This is a genomic window from Streptomyces sp. NPDC045021 (assembly GCF_056432645.1).
This window is the reverse complement of record NZ_JBWKIQ010000003.1, coordinates 324,699-350,074: the sequence shown is the minus strand read 5'-3', so window position 1 is coordinate 350,074 and position 25,376 is coordinate 324,699. Positions and strand designations below refer to the sequence as shown.

Here is a 25,376-nt window from a genome sequence, read left to right as displayed (position 1 = left end):
CCCACCGGACACCCCGTCAGACGCCGCCACCCCGCCCGGCCACCGCTACCAACCGGTCGGCCGCCGCTCCCGCCACGGCGCCGCCGCCTCCACCTGAGCCGCGAGCGCCAGCAGCGGGCCCTCCGCACCGTGCGGCGCGCCGAGCATCATCCCGACCGGCAGCCCGTCGTCCGTCCACTCCACCGGCAGCGACACCGCCGGCAACCCCGCGATGTTCCACGCACCCGTGAACGGCGTGAACGCGTACTGCGCAGCGAAATCCGCCGCCGGATCCCCGTCGTCGCGCAATGCCCCCACCGGCTGGGGCAGCTGGGCCAGCGTCGGCGTCAACACCGCGTCGAACGGCGCCACCGCCGCCGCGAACTTCCGCCCCACCGCCTGCATCGCCCCCAGCGCCAGCGCGAACCGCTCCCCCGAAGCCGCCCGGCCGCGCTCCCGCAGCCACCGCGTCAACGGCATCAACTCCACCTCCCGCTCCGCCGGAACCGGCGCCAGCAGCGCCATCACTTCCCACACCGGATCGAACGAACCGTGATCCCCAGGACCCAGCGGCTGCTCGACGTCCACCACCTCGTGGCCCAGCCCCGCCAGCAGTGCCGACGTCCGCTCGTACGCCGCCAGCACCACCGGATCCACCGGCACGTCGACATCGGGCCGCGCCCACCGCCCGATCCGCAACCGCCGCGGCTCCCGGTCGCACCACTCCAGGAACGACGTCCCCGACGCCGCCACCGGCATCGGATCCCCCGGCACCGGCCCCGCCATCACATCCAGCAGCGCCGCCGTGTCCCGCACGTTCCGGGCGATCGGCCCCGTCACCGCCAGCCCCGTCACATCCCCGTACGGCGCCGGGCTCACCCGCCCCCGGCTCGGCTTCAGCCCCACCACCCCGCAGCAGCTCGCCGGAATCCGGATCGAGCCCCCGCCGTCATTCCCGTGCGCGGCGGGCGCCAGCCCGGCGGCCACGGCCGCCGCGGCTCCCCCGCTCGACCCGCCCGCCATCAGCTCCCTGCCGTACGGGCTCCTCGCCGGAGGGGCGACCCGGCCCTCGGTGTACGCCGGCAGCCCGAACTCGGGCGTGTTCGTCTTCCCGAGCAGCACCGTCCCCGCGGCCCGCAGCAGATCCACGACGTGCGTCCCCGACTCGGCGACCCGCTCGGCGAACACGACCGACCCCGACGTCCACCGCACCCCCGCCACCGGGATCAGATCCTTCACCGGCACCGGCACCCCCAACAGCGGCGGCAGCACCCCACCTTCCGCCAACCGCCGCTCCGCCCGCCGCGCATCCTCGACCGCCCGCTCCGGCGTCACGGTCACATACGCCCCGACGGCATCGTTCAGCCGGTCGATCCTCCCGAGGTAATGCCGCGCCAATTCCGTCGGCGACAGCTCCCCGGCCCGCATCGCAGCGGCCTGCTCCAGCATCGTCAACTCATGAGGTTCGCCCATCCGGGCAGGCTACGTCCTGACGTCCCGTCACCCCCCCCGCCACACGCCTCCGGAGGGGGCACGCGGACGGCCCGCGCCGCCACGCCGCCTCCGGCGGGGGGTACAGGCGCGGCCGCCCGCGGCGCCGCAACGCCTGCGGCGGGCTCACGCCCACCCACCCGCCCTTTTCGCCTACCGGCGGGAGCACGGGCACGTCGGCACCCGCAGCGCCGTTGCTCCTGCGGCGGGCCTTTGCCCACCCACCCGCCCTTTCGCCTACCGGCGGGGTCGGACGGCCCGCCGGCCCGTTGCGCCACGCGCCACCGGTAGGAGTGCGGGTACATGAGCGCCCTCGCCTCCGTTGCGCCTGCGGCGAGCCTTCGCCCACCCGCCCACCCATACGCCTACCGGCGGGGTCGGTGCACGCGGGCCCCATGCCCAGCGCGCCTCCGGCGGGGGTACAGGTACACGCAGGGGTGGGGGTTGTCTGGGCGTGAGGGGGGCGGGGCCGGAGGGGTGGGGGTTCGAAATGCTGCCGAGCTATTTGAGGGCCGCCAGGCCCTAAACAGTGGATTTCGAACCCCCACCCCGCAGGACCCGGCCCCCGACCCGGACCCGGGCAACCCGCGTTGACACGACCGCCAACAGAGTGATGGGCTCAGCGCTCATCACCGGCCGCCGCAAGGAGGACCCGTGCAACCCTTGCGCAGCAGATCCGCAGTGGCGTTCGTGGCCGCCGTCATCGGTGGCGTCCTCGGAAACGTGCCGGCCGCCGGCGCCGCACCCGTGCCACCGCCGCACCAGCAGCAAGACCAGGACCAGGCCCAGACGCAAGCACAGCCGACCGTCTGGCCGCGCCCCCAGTCCATCCGCACCCCGGGCGGCGCCGCACCGGCCCCAGTGACTCCCACCGTCACACTCATCGCCGGACCCGCAGCCGACCCGTACGCCCTCGACACCATCCGCGCCGTCCTGCGGCAAGCCGGCGCCCGCACCATCCAAGAGACCACCGCCACAACCACCGCCACCACCACCGGCCTGACCGTCTACGCCGACGGCCCCGCCGCCGAAGCCCAGCTGAGCCGCCTCAAGGCGCAGCCACAGGCGGACCTGCCGGCCGGCGGCTACCGGCTCGCCGTCGACCGCGACACCGTCGCCCTCGCCGGCGTCGGCGCCGACGGTCTGTTCCACGCCGCACAGACCCTGCGCCAGCTGCTCCGCGGCGACGCCTTCGCCCCAGCCCTGGTCCGGGACTGGCCGACCGCCAAGGTCCGCGGTACCGCGGAGAGCTTCTACGGAGTCCCCTGGACCCAGGCCCAGCGCCTGTCCCAGCTGGACTTCATGGGCCGCACCAAGCAGAACCGGCTGCTGTACGCGCCGGGCGACGACCCGTACCGGCAGGCGGCGAAGTGGCGCGAGCCGTACCCGGCCGCGCAGCGGGCGGAGTTCCGGGCGCTCGCCGGACGCGCGGCGGCGAACCATGTGACGCTCGCCTGGGCCGTAGCCCCCGGCCAGGGATTCTGCTTCTCGTCGGCGGACGATCTGCGGGCCCTGACCCGCAAGGTCGACGCCATGTGGGCGCTCGGCGTCCGCGCGTTCCAGCTGCAGTTCCAGGACGTGAGCTACACGGAGTGGCACTGCGGCGCGGACGCCAAGGAGTTCGGCAAGGGCCCGGAAGCGGCCGCCCGCGCACAGGCACGGGTGACCAACGCGCTCGCCGACCATCTGACAGAACGCCAAGGCGCAGGCGCAGCCGAACTGTCACTCATGCCGACCGAGTACTACCAGGACGGCCCCACGAAGTACCGCACCGCGCTGGCGAGCGCCCTGCGCCCCGGCGTCGAGGTGGCGTGGACGGGCGTCGGGGTCGTCCCCGAACGGATCACCGGCGCCCAACTGGCCACCACAGCGGCAGCGTTCCGGCACCCGCTCCTGACCGTGGACAACTACCCGGTCAACGACTACGCGCCCACCCGGCTCTTCCTCGGTCCGTACACCGGCCGCGAGCCGGCCGTGGCGAGCGTGTCGGCCGGGGTGGTCGCGGCGGCGATGCAGCAGCCGGCGGCGTCGCGGATCGCGCTGTTCACCGCGGCCGACTACGCGTGGAACGCGCACGGGTACAACGCCCAGGCCTCGTGGCAGGCGGCGATCGACGATCTGGCCGGTCCCGATCCGGCCGCCCGGGAGGCGCTGCGCGCGCTCGCGGGCAATGACGTGTCGTCGGCGCTCGGCGGTACGGAGTCGGCGTATCTGCGGCCGCTGCTGGCGGACTTCTGGACGGCGTACGGTTCGGCGGACCACAAGGGGTTGCCGGACGCGGCCCGCCGGCTGCGGGCCGCGTTCACCACCATGCGGTGGGCGCCGGGCCGCCTCGCGGGGCTGGCGGACGGCGCGTTCGGCGGTGAAGTGCGGCCGTGGCTGGACCGGTTGGCGCTGTACGGCACGGCGGGCGAGCGGGCGGTCGACATGCTGGTCGCGCAGGCGCGCGGTGACGGGGCGGCCGGCTGGCAGGGGCGGCTGGCGGTGCAGCGGGCCCGTACCGGGCTCGGCGCGGGCACCGCGAAGGTGGGCGGCAGCGCCGTCCTGGACTCGTTCCTGACGGCGGCCACGACGACGGCGGACTCGTGGGCGGGCGTGCACGCCGACGGGCGGAAGGCGACCGTCACGCAGGGTTCGGCGCGGGCCACCGATCCGTCGCTGATGATCGACGGCAGGGACAGCACGGCGTGGTCGAGCGATACGCCGCCGCAGGCGGGCGACTCGTTCGGGGTGGACCTCGGCGTGGTCCGGCCGGTGGGCGGGGTGCGGATAGCGATGGGCAGCGCGGCCGACTCCGAGGACCATCTGCACGACGCGGTGCTGGAGTACTCGGCGGGCGACGACGCCGGCTGGCAGTCGGCCGGGGTCTTCCACGACCGGCGGACGATCGCGGTGCGGCTACCGGCCGGCGCCCGCGCGCGCTTCGTCCGCCTGCGGGCGACGGGCGCGCAGCCCAGCTCGGTGACGGTGCGGGAGTTCGACGTACCGGTCGACGCGACGCCGGCGTCGGTGGTCGGCGGCGGCCCGGCCGCGCGTGCCGTGACCGACAACGACGTGACGACCTCGTACCGGCCCGACGGGCCGCTGACCGTCGAATTCGGCGCGGCCCGGCCGCTGGAGGCGGTGACGGTGCTGACGGAACCGGGCGGCGCGGCCCCAACCCCCGCCCCGGCCCCAGCCCCGGGCGCCACGGCCTCCCCGGCCTCCGTCGAGATACGGATCCCCGGCAGGGGCTGGCAGCGTTTGGGAGCCCTCGCGGACGGTTGGACGGAGCTGTCGGCCCACGGGGTGACGGCCGACGCCATACGCCTCACCACGACCGGCGGCAGCGGTACTCCGAGCCCCGCCGTCCACGAGATCGTGCCGTGGTTCACCGAACCGCCGCAGATCACGCTGGACGACGCCGAGGTCGACGCGGAGATCGGCGGCGGCCCGGTCACCGTCCACGCGGAGCTGCGCTCCGGGCGCCCGCAGGACACGCAAGGAACCTTGGAGGCGGCGGTCCCGAAAGGCGGCGTGCGCGTTGAAGTGCTCGGTTCCGTCGTGGTGCGGCGTGGTGCGGCCCCGGTCGTGCCGGTGCGCGTGTCCGTGCCGGCGGGTTCGGCGCCGGGGACGTACTCCGTTCCGGTGCATTTCCTGGTGGACGGCCGTTCGGCGGAGCAGCGGATCACCGTACGGGCGCAGCCGCGGACCGGCGGCCCGGACCTGGTCAGGGGCGCGCGAGCCACGTCCTCCGGTGACGAGACCCCGGACTTTCCGGCCTCGGCGATCGCGGACGGTGATCCGGAAACCCGCTGGTCATCGCCGGTGCAGGACGACGCGTGGGTCCAGGTGGAGCTGTCCGCGCCAGCCCGGGTCGGCCGGGTGGTGCTGCACTGGCAGGACGCGTACGCCGCCCGCTACGAGGTGCAGACCTCGTCCGACGGGGTGAACTGGCACACCGCGGCGACGGTGCGCGACGGCAAGGGCGGCACCGAATCGGTCCGGCTGGACGACACGGCCGCCACGGGGCCCGCCGCGGGGCCGGGGACCAGGTTCCTGCGGGTCCACGGCGTGCAGCGCGCGACGAAGTACAGCTACAGCCTCTTCGCGGTGGAGGCGTACGCCGTCCTGCCGTGACCGGGCCACACCAATCACGGCACAGCGACGCGCAGCGCAGGGACCGCGCCACAGCGACGCGCAGCGATCGCGGCACCGGGACCGCAGCCCGGCGACCGTGGCGCAGCAAGGTGCCGGCCGGGCCGCAGCCCGGCCGGCACCGCCACCAGCGCCGCCGCAACCACCGGCACCGCCACAACCACCCGACACCGTCCCCGCAGACACGAAAGCCCGGATATCAGGCAGAGATGCCGTCAATCCGGGCCAGGGCGTCGTCCGCGCCGAATGGTTGCAGGTACGGCAGCCAGCGCGGGTCTCTGTGTCCCGTACCGATGATCCGCCAGGCCAGGCCCGCCGGTGGTGCGGGCGTATGGCGCAGCCGCCAGCCCAGCTCCGCGACATGGCGGTCCGCTTTGACGTGGTTGCAGCGTCTGCACGCGGCGACAACGTTCTCCCAGGCGTGCTGACCGCCGCGGCTGCGCGGGATGACGTGGTCGACGCTGGTTGCGGCGGCTCCGCAGTACGCGCACTTGCCGCCGTCGCGGGCGAAGAGTGCCCTACGGGTCAGCGGGACAGTGCCTCGAAAGGGGACTCGCACAAATTTGGTGAGTTTGACGACACTGGGCGCCGGAAGAGCGCAGGACTCGCTGTGCAGATAGGCGCCGGTTTCCTCGAGGCACACGGCCTTCTTGTTCAGTACGAGGACAAGCGCACGGCGGAGCGGTACGACGCCGAGCGGCTCGTACGACGCGTTGAGGACCAGGACATGCGGCACGGGTGCCTCCTTATACGCCGGCGGCGCGTGGCTCGCGCCGGGACGATCTGCCCTCAGTCTCTCCGGAAGCCGGGTGGCGGCGCCACCATGACCAGGTAACGGACTCAGGGTGTTTTCGACCACACTCCTTTACTTCCCCACCTTTCAGGCTGTTGGCCCTCGAACATGGCAACGAGGCATATCCGTTAGCCCGTTAGTGTGGAGGGTCTGTCCCACAACGGAGGTTTACCACCGTGTCCACCCCCGCACCGTCACCGAGTGCTCCTGCAACCAGCTTCGACGACGCCCAGAAATCCGCGACCGAGGCCGCGGGCTGGGTCGAGGCCAACTGGGCGGACTGGCTCGGAGCGGGCCTGAGAATTCTGCTGATCATCGTGATCGCGCTGGTGCTGCGCGCACTGGTCCGGCGGACGATCAGCAAGCTGATCGACCGGATGAACCGGGGTGTCGAGGTCGCGCAGGGCACCACCCTGGGCGGGCTGCTGGTGGTCAACGCGGAGCGGCGCAAGCAGCGCAGCGAGGCGATCGGCTCGGTGCTGCGCAGCATCGCCTCGTTCACGATCCTGGGCACCGCGGCGCTGACCGTGCTGTCGGTGCTGCAGATCAACCTGGCGCCACTGCTGGCGAGCGCCGGGGTCGCGGGTGTCGCGATCGGTTTCGGCGCCCGGAACCTGGTGACGGACTTCCTGTCCGGTGTCTTCATGATCCTTGAGGACCAGTACGGCGTGGGCGACGTGATCGACGCCGGTGTGGCCAGTGGCACGGTGATCGAGGTCGGGCTGCGGGTGACGAAGCTGCGGGGCGACAACGGCGAGATCTGGTACGTCCGCAACGGCGAGGTCAAGCGGATCGGGAACCTGAGCCAGGGCTGGGCGACGGCCGTGGTGGATGTGCAGGTCGGCTACGCGCAGGATCTGGAGCGGGCGCGCGCGGTGATCGAGGCCGCCGCCGAGGACATGGCGAAGACCGATCCGTGGGACGAGGCGCTGTGGGAGCCGGTACAGGTGCTGGGCCTGGAGTCGGTGAGCGCGGACTCGGTGGTGATCCAGGCGCAGGCCAAGACGATGCCGGGCAAGGCCACGGCGGTCGCGCGGGAGCTGCGCTGGCGGATCAAGCGGGCCTTCGACGAGGCGGGCATCACGATCGTCGGCGGCGCGCCGACCGCGGCCGTGGACGACAGCGGTGTGCCGGCCGATCCGATGGTGGCGGTGGCGGCACCTTCCGCGCACTCCAACCCGGATTCACCGCAGGCGATGGCGGCCCGGCCGGTGCCCTCGCAGGGGGCGGAAGGCGCCAAGTAGCCAGGCGCCCCTCGGGTCTCCTCCTTTCGGCGGTCTTGACAAATGCCGCTGCCGGCCTCTGGCGCACTGCGCCGGGGGCCGCTTTCATGGAGGTAACGCTTTGGTCGATCTGTGGCCGACCCCCCTTGACGCTCTGCCGAAAGCGGGCCTACCTTTCGTTTCACCAATAGGAAAGTTTCCTAACAGTGAACTGAGGGAGGATGGCGCGCATGGCTGGCACTCCTGGAACCCCGCGCGTACTGCGCGCCATGAACGACCGCGCGGCACTCGACCTCCTTCTGGAGCACGGTCCGCTGTCGCGCACCCGGATCGGCAAGCTCACCGGACTCTCCAAGCCGACCGCCTCCCAACTCCTGGCCCGGCTCGAAGCCGCCGGACTGGTACTCGCCACCGGCACCACGGCGGGCCGGCCCGGGCCCAACGCCCAGCTGTACTCGGTGAACCCGGCCGCGGCACATGTCGCCGGGCTGGACGTGACGCCGATAAGGATCAAGGCCGCCGTCGCGGACATCACCGGTCGTACCGTCGGCGAGTTCGAACTGCCGACACCGGGGCGCCGCGCGCAGGGCACCGTCGAGCAGGTCGTCCAGGCGGTGGACGAGGCCGCCAAGGCCGCCGGGCTCAACCGCTCGGACCTGCACCGGGTCGTGATCGGCACGCCCGGCGCCTTCGACCCGAGCACCGGCCGGCTGCGCTACGCCAGCCACCTCCCGGGCTGGCACTCCACCACGCTGCTCGACGAACTGGCCGCCGCGCTCGCCGTACCGCTGGAGTACGAGAACGACGTGAACCTCGCCGCGGTGGCCGAGCAGCGGGTCGGCGCCGCCCGTGACCACGAGGACTTCGTCCTGCTGTGGAACGAGGAGGGCATCGGCGCCGCCATCGTCATGGGCGGCCGGCTGCACCGCGGCTGGACCGGCGGCGCCGGCGAGGTCGGCTTCCTGCCGGTGCCCGGCACTCCCCTGGTCCGGAATGTGGCCAAGGCCAACAACGGCGGCTTCCAGGAGCTGGCCGGCTGCAACGCGGTGCTGCGCGTCGCGCGGGAGCTGGGCCTCGCCCCCGTCTCCGGCGCCCCGCTGCAGGACCTGGCCGCCACGCTGCTCGCCGAGGCCGCGCAGGCGGCGGAGACGGCAGAACGCGACGGCACAGCGCACACCGGGTCGCACGCCGAGCTGCTGGCGCGGATCGCCACCGGTCTGGCCGTCGGCCTGGCCTCGATGGTCGCCGTCCTCGACCCCGAACTCATCGTCCTCACCGGCAGCGTGATCGTCGCCGGCGGGGAGCCCCTCCGTGCCCTCATCCAGGCCGAGCTGGCGGAACTCGCCGTGCCCAGGCCCCGGTTGGTGATCGGCGCGGTGCAGGAACACCCCGTCCTGTGCGGGGCGCTGCAGAGCGCCCTCGCCACCACACGCGACGAGGTGTTCGACACCTCGCGCTGACCCCCGCTCCCCCGCCGACCACCACTCGACACACCACACACCAGAGCGTCACCGCGTTCCGGACCGGCCCCGATGGCCGGCCCGTTGGCTTCGCACACCCTTCAACCCCTCTCATCCCCCGGAGGAAGCGCAGTGTCCCGTACCAAGAAGGTGGCCGCCGCCGTCGCGGCCACGGCCGCGATATCCCTGTTCGCGAGCGCCTGTACCGGCCAGAGCACCACCCAGGCGAACGATGACGCCACCAAGGACGTCACCATCACCTTCTGGCACGGCTGGACCGCCCCCAACGAGCTCAAGGCGATCAACGACAACGTCGCCCGCTTCCAGAAGGCGCACCCGAACATCCACGTCAAGGTGCAGGCCAACATCACCGACGACAAGATCAACCAGGCGCTGCGGGCCGGCGGCGCCACCGCCCCCGACGTCGTGTCGTCCTTCACCACCGACAACGTCGGCAAGTTCTGCTCCTCGGGCGCGTTCGCCGACCTGGCGCCGTTCCTGAAGAAGGACAACATCGACCCGGCGAAGGTCTTCCCGAAGCCGATGCTCGAGTACACCCAGTTCCAGGGCAAGCGCTGCACGCTGCCGCTGCTCGGCGACGTCTACGGGCTCTACTACAACAAGAAGGCCTTCCAGGAGGCCGGCATCGCGGGCCCGCCGAAGACCATGTCGGAGTTCAAGGCCGACGCGATCAAGCTGACGAAGTCCACCGGTTCCTCGTACTCCCAGCTGGGCTTCATGCCCAACTTCCACGGCTACGAGTCCACTCCGGGCCACCTCGCCGCGCAGTGGGGCGCCAAGTACTTCGACGCCGGCGGCAAGGCCCAGATGGCCAAGGACAAGGGCTTCGCGGAGATGTTCACCTGGCAGCAGGACATGGTGAAGTCCCTCGGCGGCTTCGACAAGCTGGAGAAGTACCGCAACACCTTCGGTGACGAGTTCGGCGCCAAGAACCCGCTGCACACCGGCCAGGTCGCGATGGGCATCGACGGCGAGTGGCGGCTGGGCATGGCCAAGGACGCGGGCGCCACCGCCGACCTCGCTGTCGCGCCGTTCCCGGTCCCGGACGACCAGGCCGACACCTACGGCCGCGGCTACCTCTCCGGCACCATCGTCGGCGTCGCCAACACCAGCGCCAAGAAGAACGCCGCCTGGGAGCTGGTCAAGTTCATGACCACCGACACGCAGGCCGTCGTGTCGTTCGCCAACGCGATCCACAACGTGCCGTCCACCTTCGAGGCGCAGAAGTCGCCCGAACTGACCAGCGTCCCGAAGGTCTTCCTGGACATCGCGCAGAACCCGAACAGCAACACCACCCCGGCCAGCATCAACGGCGGCGCCTACCAGGTGACGCTCCAGGACTTCGGCTACGCCTTCGAGTCCGGCAAGAAGACGGATGTCCAGGCCGGTCTGCAGGGTGTCGACGTTCAGGTCGACAAGGACATCGCGCAGGCCAAGTGATGACCGCCATCCATCCCCTGCTCAAGGCGAAGCGCAGGAAATCAGCACTCCGCACCCTCGGCTTCCTCTCGCCGTGGCTGATCGGCTTCAGCGTCTTCTTCGCCTACCCGCTGCTGTCGACCGTCTACTTCTCCTTCATGAAGTACGACGGGTTCAACGCCCCGACGTTCGCCGGCCTCAAGAACTGGTCGTACGTCTTCAACGACTACCCCCTGTTCTGGCCGGCACTGCGCAACACCCTGTGGCTGGTCGTCGTCATGGTGACCCTGCGGGTGGTCTTCGGACTCGGGATCGGCCTGCTGATCACCAAGATCAAGACAGGTGCGGGCTTCTTCCGTACGGCCTTCTACCTGCCGTACCTCGCCCCGCCGGTCGCGGCCACCATGGCATTCGTCTTCCTGCTCAACCCCGGCACCGGTCCGGTCAACCACATCCTGGAATCGGTGGGCATCCCGACCCCCGGCTGGTTCACCGATCCGACGTGGTCCAAGCCGGCGCTGACCATCCTGGCCGTGTGGGGCATCGGCGACCTCATGGTCATCTTCATGGCCGCGCTGCTCGACGTGCCCAAGGACCAGTACGAGGCGGCCGAGCTGGACGGCGCGGGCGCATGGGCGCGGTTCCGCTTCGTGACGCTGCCCAACATCTCGCCCATCATCATGTTCGCGGTGGTCACGGGCGTCATCCAGACCATGCAGTACTACACACAGCCGCTGGTCGCGGGAAAGGTCGCCTCCGGCATCATCGGCAACTCCGGCCAGCAGTTCGAGCCCGGTTACCCGGACAAGTCGACCCTGACCCTGCCCCAGCTCGTGTACAACCGCGGCTTCCAGGCCTTCGACTACGGCTCCGCCTGCGTCATCGCACTGGTGCTCTTCGTGCTGGCGATGGCGTTCACGGCGCTGCTCCTGCGACGCCGCAACGGCTTCCTGTCGGCGGAGGACTGATTCACCATGACCCACGCAACTCTCGCCCCGCCGGCCCCGGCGCCGGTTCCCCCCGCCGTCGCGGTGGCCGCCAGACGCACCGCGAAGCGCAAGGAGGCACTGCACTGGATCGCGGTGCACTCGCTCGGCCTCGCCGCGGCGCTCTTCTTCGTCCTGCCGTTCGTCTTCGTCTTCCTGACGGCCTTGATGAGCGACAACCAGGCGCTCAGCCGCGACCTGTGGCCGCACGACTGGCAGTGGAGCAACTTCCGGCAGGTCTGGGACACCCCGGGCTTCCTGACCTGGTGGCGCAACACCCTGGTGTACGCGGTCTCCGGCACCGTGCTGACCGTCGTGTCCAGCCTGCCCGTCGCCTACGCGCTCGCGAAGTTCCGCTTCCGCGGCCGCAATCTGGTGATGGTGCTGGTCATCTCCACGATGATGCTGCCGCCCCAGGTCATCATCATTCCGATGTACCTGTTCTGGACCCGGCAGATGGGCATGGACGGGACGCTGTACCCGCTCATCATCCCGATGGCGTTCGGTGACGCGTTCACCATCTTCCTGCTGCGGCAGTTCCTGCTGACGATCCCGAAGGAGTACACGGAGGCCGCCAAGGTCGACGGCTGCGGCGAGTTCCGCACGCTCCTCACGGTGATCGTGCCGATGATCAAGCCGGCCATCGCCGCCGTGGCGCTCTTCCAGTTCTTCTACTGCTGGAACGACTACTTCGGCCCGCAGATCTACGCCAGCTCCAACTCGGCCGCCTGGACCCTCAGCTACGGCCTGGAATCGTTCAAGGGCGCCCACCACACCAACTGGAATCTCACCATGGCCGCCACCGTTCTGGTGATGGCCCCCGTGATCGTGGTCTTCTTCTTCGCCCAAAAGGCCTTCATCGAAGGCGTGACCCTGACTGGAGTCAAGGGATGAAACTGGCAGTTGTCGGCGGTGGCTCGACCTACACCCCCGAACTCATCGACGGTTTCGCGCGGTTGCGCGACACGCTGCCGATCGAGGAGCTGGTGCTGGTCGACCCGGCCGCCGAGCGCCTCGAACTCGTCGGCGGCCTCGCCCGGCGGATCTTCGCCAAGCAGGGACATCCCGGAAAGGTCACCACCACCGCGAACCTGGAGGCCGGCGTCGCCGGCGCCGACGCCGTACTGCTCCAGCTGCGCATCGGCGGACAGGCCGCGCGCAACCAGGACGAGACCTGGCCGCTGGAGTGCGGCTGCGTCGGCCAGGAGACCACCGGGGCCGGCGGCCTCGCCAAGGCGCTGCGTACCGTCCCGGTCGTGCTCGACATCGCCGAGCGGGTCCGCAGGGCGGCGCCCGACGCCTGGATCATCGACTTCACCAACCCCGTCGGCATCGTGACCCGCGCCCTGCTGCAGGCCGGCCACAAGGCCGTCGGCCTGTGCAACGTCGCGATCGGCTTCCAGCGGAAGTTCGCCGCGCTCCTCGACGTGGCGCCCGGCGAGGTCCACCTGGACCACGTCGGCCTCAACCACCTCACCTGGGAGCGCGGGGTCCGCCTCGGCGGCCCCGGCGGCGAGGACCTGCTGCCCAAACTCCTCGCGGAACACGGCGACGCCATCGCGGAGGACCTGCACCTGCCGCGGGTGATCCTGGACCGGCTCGGCGTCGTCCCCTCGTACTACCTGCGCTACTACTACGCGCACGACGAGGTCGTCCGCGAGCTGCGCACCAAGCCGTCCCGGGCCGCCGAGGTCGCCGAGATGGAGAAGCAGCTGCTGGAGATGTACGGCGACCCGGCGCTGGACGAGAAGCCCGAGCTGCTCTCCAAGCGCGGCGGCGCCTTCTACTCCGAGGCGGCGGTGGCCCTGGCCTCCTCCCTGCTGCGGAACACCGGCGACATCCAGGTCGTCAACACGTACAACAACGGGACCCTGCCGTTCCTCCCGGACGACGCGGTGATCGAGGTACCGGCGACGGTGGACGGCAACGGCACCAAGCCGCTGCCCGTCGCCCCGCTGGAGCCGCTCTACGCGGGCCTGATCGCCAATGTCACCGCCTACGAGGACCTGGCCCTGGAAGCCGCCGTCCACGGAGGCCGGGACCGGGTGTTCAAGGCACTGCTGTCGCACCCGCTCATCGGCCAGTACGAGTACGCCGAAGCGCTCACCGACAGTCTCATCGCGCACAACCGGGAGCACCTGGCGTGGGCCTGAACGAACCGCTCGTGCCGGGTGGCGTCCTCGCCATCGACGCGGGCAACAGCAAGACCGACGTGGCGATCGTGGCCGCCGACGGGACGGTGCTCGGCACCGCCCGCGGTGGCGGCTTCCAGCCGCCGGTCGTCGGTGTCGAGGCGGCCGTCGCGGCCCTGGCGGCCATCGTCGCCCGCGCCGCCGCCGCGGCCGGTCTGACCCTCGGCGAGCGCCCGCTGACCGAGCACACCTCGGCCTGTCTGGCCAACGCCGACCTGCCGGTGGAGGAGCAGCAGCTCGAACTGGCCGTGCACGCCCAGGGTTGGAGCCTGAGCACCCGCGTCGCCAACGACACGTTCGCGATACTGCGCGCGGGCGTCGACGAGCCGCGCGGGGTCGCGGTCGTGTGCGGCGCGGGCATCAACTGCGTCGGCATGCTGCCGGACGGCCGGACGGCCCGCTTCCCGGCGATCGGCAAGATCTCCGGCGACTGGGGCGGCGGATCGGGTCTGGCGGAGGAGGCCCTGTTCCACGCCGCCCGGGCCGAGGACGGCCGCGGCGGCCCGACCGAACTGGCCGTCGCGCTGCCCGCGCACTTCGGCCTCACCTCGATGTACGCCCTGATCGAGGCGCTGCACCTGGAGCACATCCCGCCGTCCCGCAAGTACGAGCTGACGCCCGTACTGTTCCGCACCGCGGACGCGGGCGATGCGGTGGCCCGGGAGATCGTCAGCCGGCAGGCCGACGAGATCGTCGCGCTGGCGAGCGTGGCCCTGGGGCGGCTCGGCCTGCTCGACGAGGAGGCCGACGTGGTGCTCGGCGGCGGAGTCATGGCGGCCGGAAATCCGACCCTGATGGACGCCATCGCGGACCGTCTCACCGCCCGCGCGCCCAAGGCCGTCACCCGTGTGGTGAGCGCCGCCCCGGTGCTGGGTGCCGCGCTCCTCGGCCTGGATCACGTCGCCGCGGAGCCCGCGGCCCACGCCAGGCTGCGCGCGCACTACGCGTAGTGCCGTCCCCGAACGCCGGACGGGCCCGCTCCACGGGCCCGTCCGGCGTTTCGTGGGTGACCCCCCGGAACCGCGCACGGGTCCCGGGCGTGATGGGATATGGGAGAAGTTTCGTTCGGCAGGGCCGCATAGCGGGCAGTTCGCGCAAGATCCACGCAATCCCTAGGTGGATGACACCGCCTACGGCCATACTGCTGGCCAAGAGCTTGGCTGCCGTGCGCTGGGGAGTCGTACCGGGGGAGGGTCAGTGACACAAACGCCGACGGGGAGCGGAATCCCGGCCGCGCAGGGCTACGGAGCCCCGCCCGCGCCGCGCGTTCCCCAGCCGCCCGCGAGGCCTCCGGCCGTGCCGCCGCCCCCGCCGCCCCGCCGGCGCGCCTGGAGCGAGGGCGTGGACCGGCTGCGCGCCGCGGCGACGACCGAGCCGGGCCGGCTGCGGATCATCGGCGCCGTACTGGCCGTGCTGGTCGTGGCGTTCGGCGCGGTGACGGCATGGCAGATCACCGACCGTGCGTCGGCTGCGAGCGATGTGGTCAACCACAGCGCCCCGTTGAGCGCCAAGGCCGCCGAGATCTACCGGTCGCTGGCGGACGCGGACACCACCGCCTCCGGCGGCTTCCTCATCGGCGGCCAGCAGCCGAAGAGCGTCACGGACCGGTACGACGCCGATCTGCGGACGGCGTCGAAGCTGATCGCCGAGGCGGCGGGGAACGCCCAGGGGTCGGCGACGACCCTGGAACAGATCTCGCTGCTCAACCAGCAGCTCAAGGGGTACACCGAAGAGGTGGCGAGGGCCGGCGTCAACAACCGGCAGGGCTTCCCGGTCGGTGGCGCCCATCTGCGGTACGCCAACGAGCTGATGCGCCAGGACGGCGGCCTGCTGGACACCGCCGACAAGCTCTACAAGGCGGAGACGGCCCGGCTTGGCGAGGACTACGGCTCGGCCAAGGCGCTGCCGTGGCTCGCCTGGTCGCTCGGGGTGGTCGCGCTCGGCGGTCTGCTGTGGGCCCAGCGCCGCTCGTACCGGCGCACCAACCGCGTCTTCAACCAGGGGATGCTGGCCGCCAGCGCGGCGTCCGTGGTCGTCCTGCTCTGGGCGGTGGTCGGCCACACCGTCGCCGCCTCCCAGCTCGACACCTCGTACAACCACGGCGCGAAGTCCCTGCAGGTGCTCAACAGCGCCAGGATCGGTGTCCTGCAGGCCCGCGGCGACGAGAACCTGACGCTGGTCGCCCGCGGCGCCGGTGCCTCGTACGAGACCAACTTCCAGGGCGGCATGGCGACTCTGGCCGGCAAGGACCCCAAGGGCGTCGGCGGCGAGATGGCGCAGGCCCTCGCGCTCGCGGACGACGAGGCGGGCCGCAGCCCGGTCAATGACGCGATCAAGGGCGTACAGGCCTGGCGGGGCCGGCACACCACGGCCCGCGCCAGCGACAACGAGGGCAACTACGCGGACGCCGTCGCTCAGGTGATCGGCGGCAAGAACCAGCAGGGCGAGGTGGTCACCGAGACCACCGGCCAGTGCTTCGACGTGGTGGACGCCAGCCTGCGCAAGGCCGTCGACCACGAGCAGCAGGAATTCGTACAGGCCGCGAACGACGGCCGCGGGGCGCTGACCGGGCTTCCGGTGGGCGCCGCGCTGCTGGCCGTGCTGGCCGCCGCCGGCGCCGCTCTCGGCATCGGTCGCCGGCTGTCGGAGTACCGGTGACCGGGGTGACCGGCCAGGCCGGTGGAGGGATGCGGACCATGGGCGAGGACACGCCGCGGACGCGGCGGACGCGCCGCAGTTGGCGCGGCTGGGGTGGAGTCGCGGGAATGGCGGCGGCCTGCGCGCTCGTCATCACCGCCGTGGCGGTCCCGCTGCGCGGTGCCGGCACGACGCAGGACGCGCGGTCGGCGACGCCGGGGAGCGTCTCCAGCGCGAAGTACGCGTCCACCGAGGACACCTGCGACCACCCGGAGGCCAGCGCTCAGCGGCCCTCGACGGTGGACGGTGACGCCGTGCGGCGGATCAAGGAGCACGGCAAGCTCATCGTCGGCGTGGACCAGAACAGCTACCTGTGGGGCTTCCGCGATCCGGCCACCGGCCAGATCACCGGCTTCGACATCGACCTGGTGCGTGCCATCGCCAAGGACATCCTCGGCGACCCGGAGAAGGTTCAGTACCTGACGGTGCCGACCGACCAGCGCATCCCGATGATCAAGGCGGGGAAGGTGGACATGGTGGTGCGCACCATGACCATCAACTGCTCGCGGCTGAAGGACGTGGCGTTCTCCACCGCGTACTTCGAGGCCGGACAGCAGCTCCTCGTCCCCCTGCAGGGCACCACCATCACCGGCTTCAACAGCTCCCTCGACGGCCGGACGGTCTGCACCGCGAAGGGCTCCACGGGTGAGACCAAGCTCAAGGAGGACGCGCACGGTGCCAAGGTCGTCCTCGTACCGAACCAGCTCGACTGCCTCGTGCGGCTGCAGTTGAACCTGGTGGACGCGGTGTTCACCGACAACGCGCTGGCAGCCGGCCAGGCGGCGCAGGACCCGTCGGTCCACCTCATCGGCCAGAAGGTCACCAAGGAGCCGTACGGGGTGGCCATGAACCTCAAGGACACCGATCTGGTGGCCCGCGTCAACAAGGTGCTGGAGGATTACCGCAGCGGTGGCGTCAACAGCCCCTGGATGCAGGCGTACCGTCACTGGCTGGCTGCCAAGCTGCCGGATGTGACCGGGCCGCCCGCGCCGCTCTACCAGAACTGAGCCACCGGGCCACGAGGGCCGAACCACAGGGATCGACCCAGCAGGACTGAGCTCCGCACACGACGTGCCGGTTACGGGAAAGAAGGTTCGATGGCGGAGGGGGCACCTCCCGGCCGGAGGTCGGTGGAGGGACCGTCCGGGCCGGTGATGGGCCGGGAGGAGGTCGACCGTGCCCTGGCGCGGCTCAGCGCGGACCACGAGGCGATCGAGTCCTCGCTGCTCGCGCTCCAGGACCACTCCGGCCGCAGGCTGCTCGAAGGCGCCGAGCTGACCGGCGTCACCAAGGAGCGCTGGGCCGAGACGGATTCGGCGATCACCCTGCTGTGGACGCACTTCGAGGCGTACACCGCCGCCCTGAACTCCGCGCGCGAGCTGCGCGGCCGCCGCCGCTGGCCCACCCAGACCGATCTGAACGCGCTCACCGAACTGCTGCGAGGCTCCGGTGTGTCGGTGTCCGGCGGCGCGGTCCCGGACGCCGCCCGCAGCCTGACCGGCCCCGCCGTGCTCACCGAACGGTTCACCCTGGAGCAGCTGCTCGACCGGATGAACGGCTGGTACGAGCAGGCCATGGCGATGGTCGCCGGCGCCGACTCCGTCTGGTCCGCGCTGCCCGCCCGGATCGATCTGCTCGCCGCGGACGTGCAGCGGGTCCGCTCGCTGGCCCACTCGGTGGGGGTGCGCCCCGGCGCCCACCCCTCGGGGGACGAGCTGGAGCGGCTCATCACCGACCTGGCCGCGCTGCGCGCCCAGGTGGTCTCCGACCCGCTGGCGTTCTGGCTGCCGGAGCCGAAGCCGGGCCGCGCGGACACCGCCCGCTACGAGCAGGCCGGCCGCCGGCTGGAGGAGCTGCGCCGCGAGGTCGACGCCGTGCTGCATGTGCGCGACGACGCCGACCAGCGGCTGCTGCACCTGCGGGACGTACTGTCCCGGGCGGACCGCACCCTCACCGAGGCGCGCAGCGCACGCGTCGAGGTGCTGGCGAAGATAGCGGCGTCGGAGGTGCCGGCGGTCAGCGGCCCGTCGTCCGCGCTGCACGAGCGGCTCGCGGCGGCGGACGACTACCGCAGGACCGGTCAGTGGCACCGGCTCTCCCCGCTGCTGGACCGGCTGGAGCAGCACGCGGACGAGGAGTTGCTGCGGGCCCGCGACTCCCTGACGGCGGTGACGGCGCCGCTCGCGGTCCGCGCCGAGCTGCGCGGCCGGCTGGACGCCTACCGCGCGAAGGTGGCGCGGCACGGCATGGCGGAGGACCCGCTGCTGATCGAGCGGTACGACCAGGCGCGCCGCATGCTGTGGAGCGCGCCGTGCGATCTGCGGGCCGCGGAGTCGACGGTGCTGCGCTACCAGCAGGCGGTGGCCGAGGTGCTGGGGCCGAGGCAGTCCCAGCCCGCGGACAGGCGGGAACACTGATGCGGGACCATCGGACAGCGGGACCACTGAAGAGGGTTGGACGGTCGCCGGGCGGCCGCACGAGTGAACGAGGGGGGACACCGTGAGCAAGTGCCAACGGCCCGGCTGCGGCGGGGCTCTGGAGGACATGGGCGGCGGCGAGCTGTACTGCGACACGTGCGGACTGGCTCCCGTACCCGTCGTGTCGGCGAGCGGTTCCGCGCGGTCGGCCGCCGGCAGCGGCCCCGAGTCGGGCCGGGCGTCGGCGCACTCCTCGCGTTCGTCCAAGTCGTCGTCGCGCTCCTCGCGCCGCTCGGTGTCCGGGCGGCTCTCCCGCGCTCTCAGTGGTTCCACCACCGGCCGTTCGGTGTCGGTGCGCAGCTCGCGCGGTACGGGCAGCGGTTCGACCCGCGGCAAGCTCGGCGCCGGGCTGGTCTCCGTACCGCCCATCCCGCGCCCCGATCCGGCCGCCGCCGTCCTGGAGAACCCGCAGGTCCCCGAGCGCAAGCGGTACTGCAGCAAGGGCGACTGCGGGGCGCCGGTGGGCCGCAGCCGCGGTGACAAGGCCGGCCGCACCGAGGGCTTCTGCACCAAGTGCGGGCACCCGTACTCCTTCTCGCCGAAGCTGCGGGCCGGCGATGTCGTGCGCGGCCAGTACGAGGTCGTGGGCTGCCTGGCGCACGGCGGGCTCGGCTGGATCTACCTCGCGGTGGACCGCGCGGTCTCCGACCGCTGGGTCGTGCTCAAGGGCCTGCTGGACACCGGGGACGAGGACGCGCTGGCCGCGGCCGTCTCCGAGCGGCGGTTCCTCGCCGAGATCGAGCACCCGAACATCGTCCGCATCTACAACTTCGTCGAGCACCTGGACCAGCGTTCCGGCACCCTCGACGGCTACATCGTGATGGCCTACGTCGGCGGCAAGTCGCTGAAGGAGATCGCCAACGACCGGCGCGGTCCCGACGGCAAGCGGGCGCCGCTGCCGGTGGCGACCGCCATCGCGTACGCCATCGAGGCGCTGGACGCGCTCGGCTATCTGCACAGCCGCAACCTGCTGTACTGCGACTTCAAGGTCGACAACGCCATCCAGCAGGAGGACCGCCTCGAACTGATCGACATGGGCGCGGTCCGCCGGATGGACGACAACGACAGCGCGATCTACGGCACGGTCGGCTACCAGGCCCCGGAGGTCGCCGAGCTGGGCCCGTCCGTCGCCTCCGACCTGTACACCGTCGCGCGCACGCTGGCCGTGCTGACCTTCGACTTCCAGGGCTACACCAACGTCTTCGCCGACAGCCTGCCCGACCCCGACAACATCGACGTCTTCTCCCGCTACGAGTCCTTCTACCGGCTGCTGGTGCGCGCCACCGACCCGGATCCGGACAAGCGCTTCGCGTCCGCGGAGGAGATGTCGGACCAGCTGATGGGCGTGCTGCGCGAGGTCGTGGCGCTGGAAACGGGCAACCCGCGGCCGGCGCTGTCGACCCTCTTCGGCCCGGAGATCCGGGTGGTGGACACGGAGTTGGTGCAGCCGCTGCCCGGCGACGCGTCCCGACTCGGTGCGGACCGCCGCCGCAGGACCGCCGCCGTGGCCGCCAACGGCGCGAACGGCGCTCAGCCCGCGTTCGTCCCGCCGCAGTCCGCCGGCCGACCGCCGGCCCTGGCGGGCACCCCGGGCGCCCCCGCGCTGCCTCCCGGCGCCCCCGTCCCGTACAACGCGACCGTCGTCGGCTCGCTGCCCGTCGCCCCGGCCGGTCTGCCGGGGGCGGCCGGCCCGGTGGGTGACGGGACCGGATTCGGCTTTCCGTCGGTCACCCGGCTCGACACGTCCGCCGCCGTACTGGCGCTGCCCGTTCCGCATGTGGACCCGGCCGACCCCAACGCCGGCTTCCTGGCGGGCCTGTCGTCCGCGGCGCCCGCCGAACTGATCTCCGCGCTGCAGTCCTCGCCCGTCGAGTCGGTGGAGCGGCGGCTGCGCGATCTGCGGGCCCGGCTCGAACTGGGCGACGGCAGTGCCGCGCTGCTCGTTCTGCAGGGCCTGGCCGACGATGACCTGGAGGACTGGCGGGTCGTCTGGCACCGCGGCCTCACCGCGCTGACGACCGGCGACCACGAGACGGCCGCGCTCTCCTTCGACGCGGTCTACGACGCCTTCCCCGGCGAATCCGCGCCGAAGCTCGCGCTGGGCATCTGCGCCGAGGTGCTCGGCCAGCTGGACAACGCGGCCGAGTACTACCGCCTGGTGTGGACCACCGACCAGAGCTACGTCAGCGCCGCCTTCGGCCTCGCCCGGGTGCGGCTGGCGGCGGGCGACCGGCCCGGCGCCGTACGGGTCCTGGAGTCGGTGCCCGAGTCGTCCATCCACTTCACGGCGGCACGGGTCGCGGCGATCCGGGCCCGGCTGCGCGACCGGTCCCCGCACGAACCGCTGCTGGAGGACCTCGCGGCCGCCGGCCGCCAGGTCGAACAGCTGCAGCAGCAGGGCCTCGACGCCGACCGGCGCGAGCAGTTGTCCGCCGAGGTGCTGGGCAGCGCGCTCGACTGGGTACTGGCGGGCGAGCAGGGCGCACCACCCGCCGCCGGCACCCGTCCGGCGCTCCTGGGCAGCGCCCTGGACGAACGCGGCCTGCGCTTCGGCCTGGAGCGCTCGTACCGGGTACTGGCCCGGCTGGCCCAGAAAGACCGCACAAGGATCGAACTGGTGGAGCGGGCCAACCGTTTCCGCCCCCGGACGTGGGTGTAACCGAATGCCAGGACTGCCCGAGTCGGCCCAGTCAGCTCAGTCGATCAGCTGCCCCAGCTGCGCGGAACCGCTGGAGGAGGGCGACAAGTTCTGCGGCGTATGCGGCGCGGACGTGACCGCGCCGCTCCCCGCCGCGGACGGAGGCCTGCCCGGAAACGGACCCTCCGGCAACGGCTCGGCGGCGGGCGCGGCGCCCGGAAACGGGGAGTACACCGACCCGTTCGCGCTCGCCCCGCCGCAGAGCCCCGCCGCGGGCCCCGGGCAGCCGGCGCCGGGGCGGTCCCCCGCGATCGGTGACTCCCCCGCCGCGCCGCAGCCCGCCGCGGAGGTCACCGACCCCCGCGAGGAGCTGCTCGTCGGGCCTGTCCCGCAGGGGCGGACCTGCGTGGCGTGCGGGGTCGGCGGGGTCGACGCCGACGGGTACTGCGAGCACTGCGGGCACGCGCAGCCGCGGCTGCGCGACCACCAGGAGCGCGAACTCGAAGGCGTGGCCGCGGTCAGCGACCGCGGCCTGCGGCACCACCGCAACGAGGACGCGTTCGCGGTGGCGGCGACGTCGCTCCCGGACGGCACCCCGGCGGTCATCGCGGTGGTGTGCGACGGCGTCTCGTCCGCGTACCGCCCGGACGACGCCTCGGCGGCGGCCGCCGCCGTGGGCAGCGAGAAGCTGCTCGACGCGCTGGAGCACGGCAGTCCGCCGGAACAGGCCATGCACGACGCCCTGCTGGCGGCGGCCCACGCGGTGGCGGTGTTGGCCGAGGAGGACGACAGCGGCCGGGGCCCCCACCACAACGCTCCTGCCTGCACCTGCGTGAGCGCCGTCACCGCGGGCCCGGTCTTCACCGTCGGCTGGATCGGCGACAGCCGCGCGTACTGGGTCCCGGACGACCGGAGCACCCCGTCCGCCCGGCTCACCGAGGACGACTCGTGGGCGGCCCGCATGGTGTCGGCGGGGCTGATGACGGAGGCCGAGGCGTACGCGGACGAGCGCGCCCACGCGATCACCGGCTGGCTCGGCGCCGACGCCGTCGAAATCGATCCGCACACCGCTTCCTTCCAGCCGGAGGGAACGGGTGTAGTGGTCGTGTGCACCGACGGGTTGTGGAACTACGCCGAGTCCGCGGCCGAACTGGCGGCGGTGGTGCCGGCCGACGCCCGCACCCGGCCGCTGCACTGCGCGCAGACGTTGCTGGGGGTGGCGCTCGACGGCGGGGGCCACGACAACGTAACAGTCGCCGTACTTCCGTTCCCGGCCACGGTGGGGCGGGCAGGATCCGAACCTGCGTAGAACCGGTCCCTCTCCGGGGGATGTCTTTGTGGACTGAGGAGCGCGAGGAGCTCACGCGATGGCCAATTTCTCCAAGTCGAACGTGCCGCAGTTTTCGGTCGACATCTACCAGAACGAGTACCTGCCCGAGGGCGGCCGCGAGGTCAATGCCATCGTCACGGTGACGTCGACCGGCGGCGGCACCTCCGGCGGTCACCCGCTGGCGGCTCCCGGTTACGCCACCGACGGCGCCCCGGGCGGAGCCGTGGTGATCATGGTGGACTGCTCCGGTTCGATGGACTACCCGCCCACGAAGATGCGCAACGCGCGGGACGCGACCGCCGCCGCGATCGACACGATCCGCGACGGCGTGGCCTTCGCCGTGGTCGGCGGCACCCATCAGGCCCGCGAGGTCTACCCCGCCAACGGCGGTCTCGCGGTGGCCGATGCGCAGACCCGCGGCCAGGCCAAGCAGTCGCTGCGCAAGCTCACCGCCGGCGGCGGCACCGCGATCGGCACCTGGCTGCGGCTCGCCGACCGGCTGCTGGCGACCGCCGATGTGCCGATCCGGCACGGCATCCTGCTGACCGACGGCCGCAACGAGCACGAGAAGCCGGAGGACCTGCGGGCCACCCTGGAAGCCTGCGCCGGCCGCTTCACCTGTGACGCGCGGGGGGTGGGGACGGACTGGGAGGTCAAGGAGCTGACCGGGATCGCCTCCGCGATGCTCGGCTCCGTCGACATCGTCGCCGACCCGGCCGGGCTGAAGGCCGACTTCCAGGCGATGATGGAGACCGCGATGGGCAAGGAGGTCGCGGACGTGGGCCTGCGGCTGTGGACCCCGCAGGGCTCCGAGATCAAGTTCGTGAAGCAGGTCGCACCGACGGTCGAGGACCTGACCTCGCGCCGCACCGAGGCCGGTCCGCGGGCCGGTGACTACCCGACCGGCTCCTGGGGCGACGAGTCCCGCGACTACCACGTGTGCGTCCAGGTCCCGAACGCCGGTGTCGGACAGGAGATGCTCGCCGCCCGCCTCTCGCTGGTCCTGCCGCAGCCGGACGGCACCTCGCAGGTGCTCTCCCAGGGCCTGGTGCGGGCGGTGTGGACGGACGACATGGCTGCCTCGACCCGGATCAACCCGCAGGTCGCGCACTACACCGGTCAGGCGGAGCTCGCCTCCGTCATCCAGGAGGGCCTGGAAGCACGCAAGTCGGGCGACATCGACGGAGCGACCGCGAAGCTGGGCCGCGCGGTGCAGCTCGCGAGCGCCTCGGGCAATGACGACACCGCGAAGCTGCTGGCCAAGGTGGTCGACGTGGTCGACGCGCCGAGCGGTACCGTACGGCTGAAGGCAAGGGTCGCGGACGCCGACGAGATGACCTTGGAGACCCGGTCGACGAAGACCGTCCGCGTCAAGAAGTAACCGCGCTCGCAGGCGGAGGGGGAGCCAGCCGTATGTCGACTTGTCCGAACGGTCACCAGTCGGGAACCGACGACTGGTGCGAGGTGTGCGGCCACCGCATGTCCGCACCGGCCGTGTCCCCCTCCTCCGCGGCCTCCGGGCCGTCCGGGCCGGTGGTCTCCGGTTACGACCCGGACGCGACGGCGGCGGCCGAGCCGTGCCCGAGCTGCGGTACGCCGCGGGAGGGTCTGGCGCTGTTCTGCGAGGAGTGCCGCTACAACTTCCAGACGCACACCGCCACCACCTTCGTCCCGCCGCCCTCCCCTCCCTCGCCGGGGTTCCCGCCCTACCAGCGGTACGAGTCGCAGCGCTCGCGCCCGTCGCAGATGAACCGCCCGGCCGAGCCGCTGGCTCCCGACGCGATCACCCCGGGCGATTCCGGCGACTTCCTGCTCACCCCGCCGAGTGTGCCCTCCACCCCGTCGGCCCCGTCGGCTCCTTCGGTCCCTTCGCGGCCCGAGCCCGTCGCGGTGCCCGAGCCGGTACCGGTCGCGCCCGAGGTGACGACCTGGACGGCCACCGTCGCCGCGGACCGCGACTACTTCACCGCGATGATGGCCCGCAGCGGACCCGACGCCACCGGCCTGTACTTCCCCTCGTACTCCCCCGAGTTGCGGCTGCCGCTGCTCGGCAACCAGATCACCATCGGCCGCCGCCGCCACAGCACGGGCGAGGCCCCCGACATCGACCTGTCCCGCGCCCCCGAGGACCCGGGCGTCTCGCACAAGCACGCCGTGCTGGTGCAACAGCCGGACGGCGGCTGGTCCGTCGTCGACCAGGACTCGACGAACGGCACCACGGTCAACGGGGCGGCGGACCCGATCCAGCCCTACCTCCCGGTACCGCTGAAGGACGGCGACCGCGTCCATGTCGGGGCCTGGACGACGATCACCGTCAGCCGCGGCTGAATATCACTCCCGTCCCACCTTTACCAAGGATGGGCAAAGTCGCACACCTGAGCGACGCTTCCGGTCGCACAGCTGATAGAAAGCCTTGCTGGCTGTTCTCATCCGGCGAAAGGGTCCGGTCACCTTTCGCCCGGTGAATCCGCCGGGGGGGCTATTCGCAGGTCCAGCACGGGTCGTACCCGTGCATGGGGGGACCAACTCTTCT

Annotated in this window: 17 protein-coding genes; 15 read left to right on the top strand and 2 right to left on the bottom strand. The window is 72.1% G+C overall.

Going from position 1 to position 25,376, the window contains the following annotated elements; genetic code table 11:
* Positions 1–45 precede the first annotated feature (45 nt).
* A complete protein-coding gene (locus AC07DC_RS12850) occupies positions 46–1,452 on the bottom strand; it encodes an amidase (RefSeq protein WP_478914403.1) in 1,407 nt (468 codons plus the stop codon).
* 672 nt (positions 1,453–2,124) lie between these two features.
* On the opposite strand from AC07DC_RS12850, the gene AC07DC_RS12845 reads away from it, so the two are divergent.
* On the top strand, positions 2,125–5,589 hold the full coding sequence (locus AC07DC_RS12845) for a beta-N-acetylglucosaminidase domain-containing protein (protein WP_478914402.1): 3,465 nt from the start codon (positions 2,125–2,127) through the stop codon (positions 5,587–5,589).
* Positions 5,590–5,806: 217 nt separating this feature from the next.
* Here the strand turns inward: AC07DC_RS12845 and AC07DC_RS12840 are convergent, their stop codons facing one another.
* Positions 5,807–6,343 carry an HNH endonuclease gene (locus AC07DC_RS12840; protein WP_138355113.1) on the bottom strand — a complete coding sequence of 179 codons (537 nt, stop codon included), beginning with the start codon at positions 6,341–6,343 and terminating at the stop codon, positions 5,807–5,809.
* A gap of 233 nt (positions 6,344–6,576) precedes the next feature.
* Between AC07DC_RS12840 and AC07DC_RS12835 the strand changes: the two genes are divergently transcribed.
* The 14 genes from AC07DC_RS12835 (at position 6,577) to AC07DC_RS12770 (ending at position 25,171) form a co-directional block, all read left to right on the top strand.
* The gene (locus AC07DC_RS12835) at positions 6,577–7,644 is read left to right on the top strand and encodes a mechanosensitive ion channel family protein (protein WP_478914401.1); all 1,068 of its coding nucleotides are present in this window, start codon (positions 6,577–6,579) and stop codon (positions 7,642–7,644) included.
* Between the two features lie 200 nt (positions 7,645–7,844).
* Positions 7,845–9,083, top strand: coding sequence for an ROK family transcriptional regulator (locus tag AC07DC_RS12830; RefSeq protein ID WP_478914400.1), 1,239 nt, complete (start codon positions 7,845–7,847; stop codon positions 9,081–9,083).
* 132 nt (positions 9,084–9,215) lie between these two features.
* Complete coding sequence (locus AC07DC_RS12825; RefSeq protein ID WP_478914399.1) at positions 9,216–10,544, top strand: extracellular solute-binding protein; 1,329 nt, start codon at positions 9,216–9,218, stop codon at positions 10,542–10,544.
* Positions 10,544–11,491, top strand: a complete 948-nt coding sequence (locus AC07DC_RS12820; protein WP_478914398.1) for a carbohydrate ABC transporter permease — start codon at positions 10,544–10,546, stop codon at positions 11,489–11,491. The genes AC07DC_RS12825 and AC07DC_RS12820 overlap by 1 nt, the downstream gene beginning before the upstream one ends.
* Positions 11,492–11,497: 6 nt before the next feature.
* Complete coding sequence (locus tag AC07DC_RS12815) at positions 11,498–12,403, top strand: carbohydrate ABC transporter permease (RefSeq protein WP_478914397.1); 906 nt, start codon at positions 11,498–11,500, stop codon at positions 12,401–12,403.
* Positions 12,400–13,662 carry a 6-phospho-beta-glucosidase gene (locus tag AC07DC_RS12810; RefSeq protein WP_478914396.1) on the top strand — a complete coding sequence of 421 codons (1,263 nt, stop codon included), beginning with the start codon at positions 12,400–12,402 and terminating at the stop codon, positions 13,660–13,662. The genes AC07DC_RS12815 and AC07DC_RS12810 overlap by 4 nt, the downstream gene beginning before the upstream one ends.
* Positions 13,653–14,651 carry an N-acetylglucosamine kinase gene (locus AC07DC_RS12805; RefSeq protein ID WP_478914395.1) on the top strand — a complete coding sequence of 333 codons (999 nt, stop codon included), beginning with the start codon at positions 13,653–13,655 and terminating at the stop codon, positions 14,649–14,651. The genes AC07DC_RS12810 and AC07DC_RS12805 overlap by 10 nt, the downstream gene beginning before the upstream one ends.
* A gap of 247 nt (positions 14,652–14,898) precedes the next feature.
* Positions 14,899–16,359 carry a hypothetical protein gene (locus tag AC07DC_RS12800; protein ID WP_478914394.1) on the top strand — a complete coding sequence of 487 codons (1,461 nt, stop codon included), beginning with the start codon at positions 14,899–14,901 and terminating at the stop codon, positions 16,357–16,359.
* Positions 16,360–16,388: 29 nt separating this feature from the next.
* The gene (locus AC07DC_RS12795) at positions 16,389–17,405 is read left to right on the top strand and encodes a glutamate ABC transporter substrate-binding protein (protein WP_478914630.1); all 1,017 of its coding nucleotides are present in this window, start codon (positions 16,389–16,391) and stop codon (positions 17,403–17,405) included.
* Between the two features lie 90 nt (positions 17,406–17,495).
* Positions 17,496–18,815 carry a hypothetical protein gene (locus tag AC07DC_RS12790; protein WP_478914393.1) on the top strand — a complete coding sequence of 440 codons (1,320 nt, stop codon included), beginning with the start codon at positions 17,496–17,498 and terminating at the stop codon, positions 18,813–18,815.
* 127 nt (positions 18,816–18,942) lie between these two features.
* Positions 18,943–21,534 carry a serine/threonine-protein kinase gene (locus AC07DC_RS12785; RefSeq protein ID WP_478914629.1) on the top strand — a complete coding sequence of 864 codons (2,592 nt, stop codon included), beginning with the start codon at positions 18,943–18,945 and terminating at the stop codon, positions 21,532–21,534.
* Between the two features lie 13 nt (positions 21,535–21,547).
* On the top strand, positions 21,548–22,822 hold the full coding sequence (locus tag AC07DC_RS12780) for a PP2C family protein-serine/threonine phosphatase (RefSeq protein ID WP_478914628.1): 1,275 nt from the start codon (positions 21,548–21,550) through the stop codon (positions 22,820–22,822).
* Positions 22,823–22,880: 58 nt separating this feature from the next.
* Positions 22,881–24,224: a vWA domain-containing protein gene (locus AC07DC_RS12775; RefSeq protein ID WP_478914392.1), complete on the top strand. Its 1,344-nt coding sequence runs from the start codon at positions 22,881–22,883 to the stop codon at positions 24,222–24,224.
* 32 nt (positions 24,225–24,256) lie between these two features.
* Positions 24,257–25,171, top strand: coding sequence for an FHA domain-containing protein (locus tag AC07DC_RS12770; protein WP_478914391.1), 915 nt, complete (start codon positions 24,257–24,259; stop codon positions 25,169–25,171).
* Positions 25,172–25,376 lie beyond the last annotated feature (205 nt).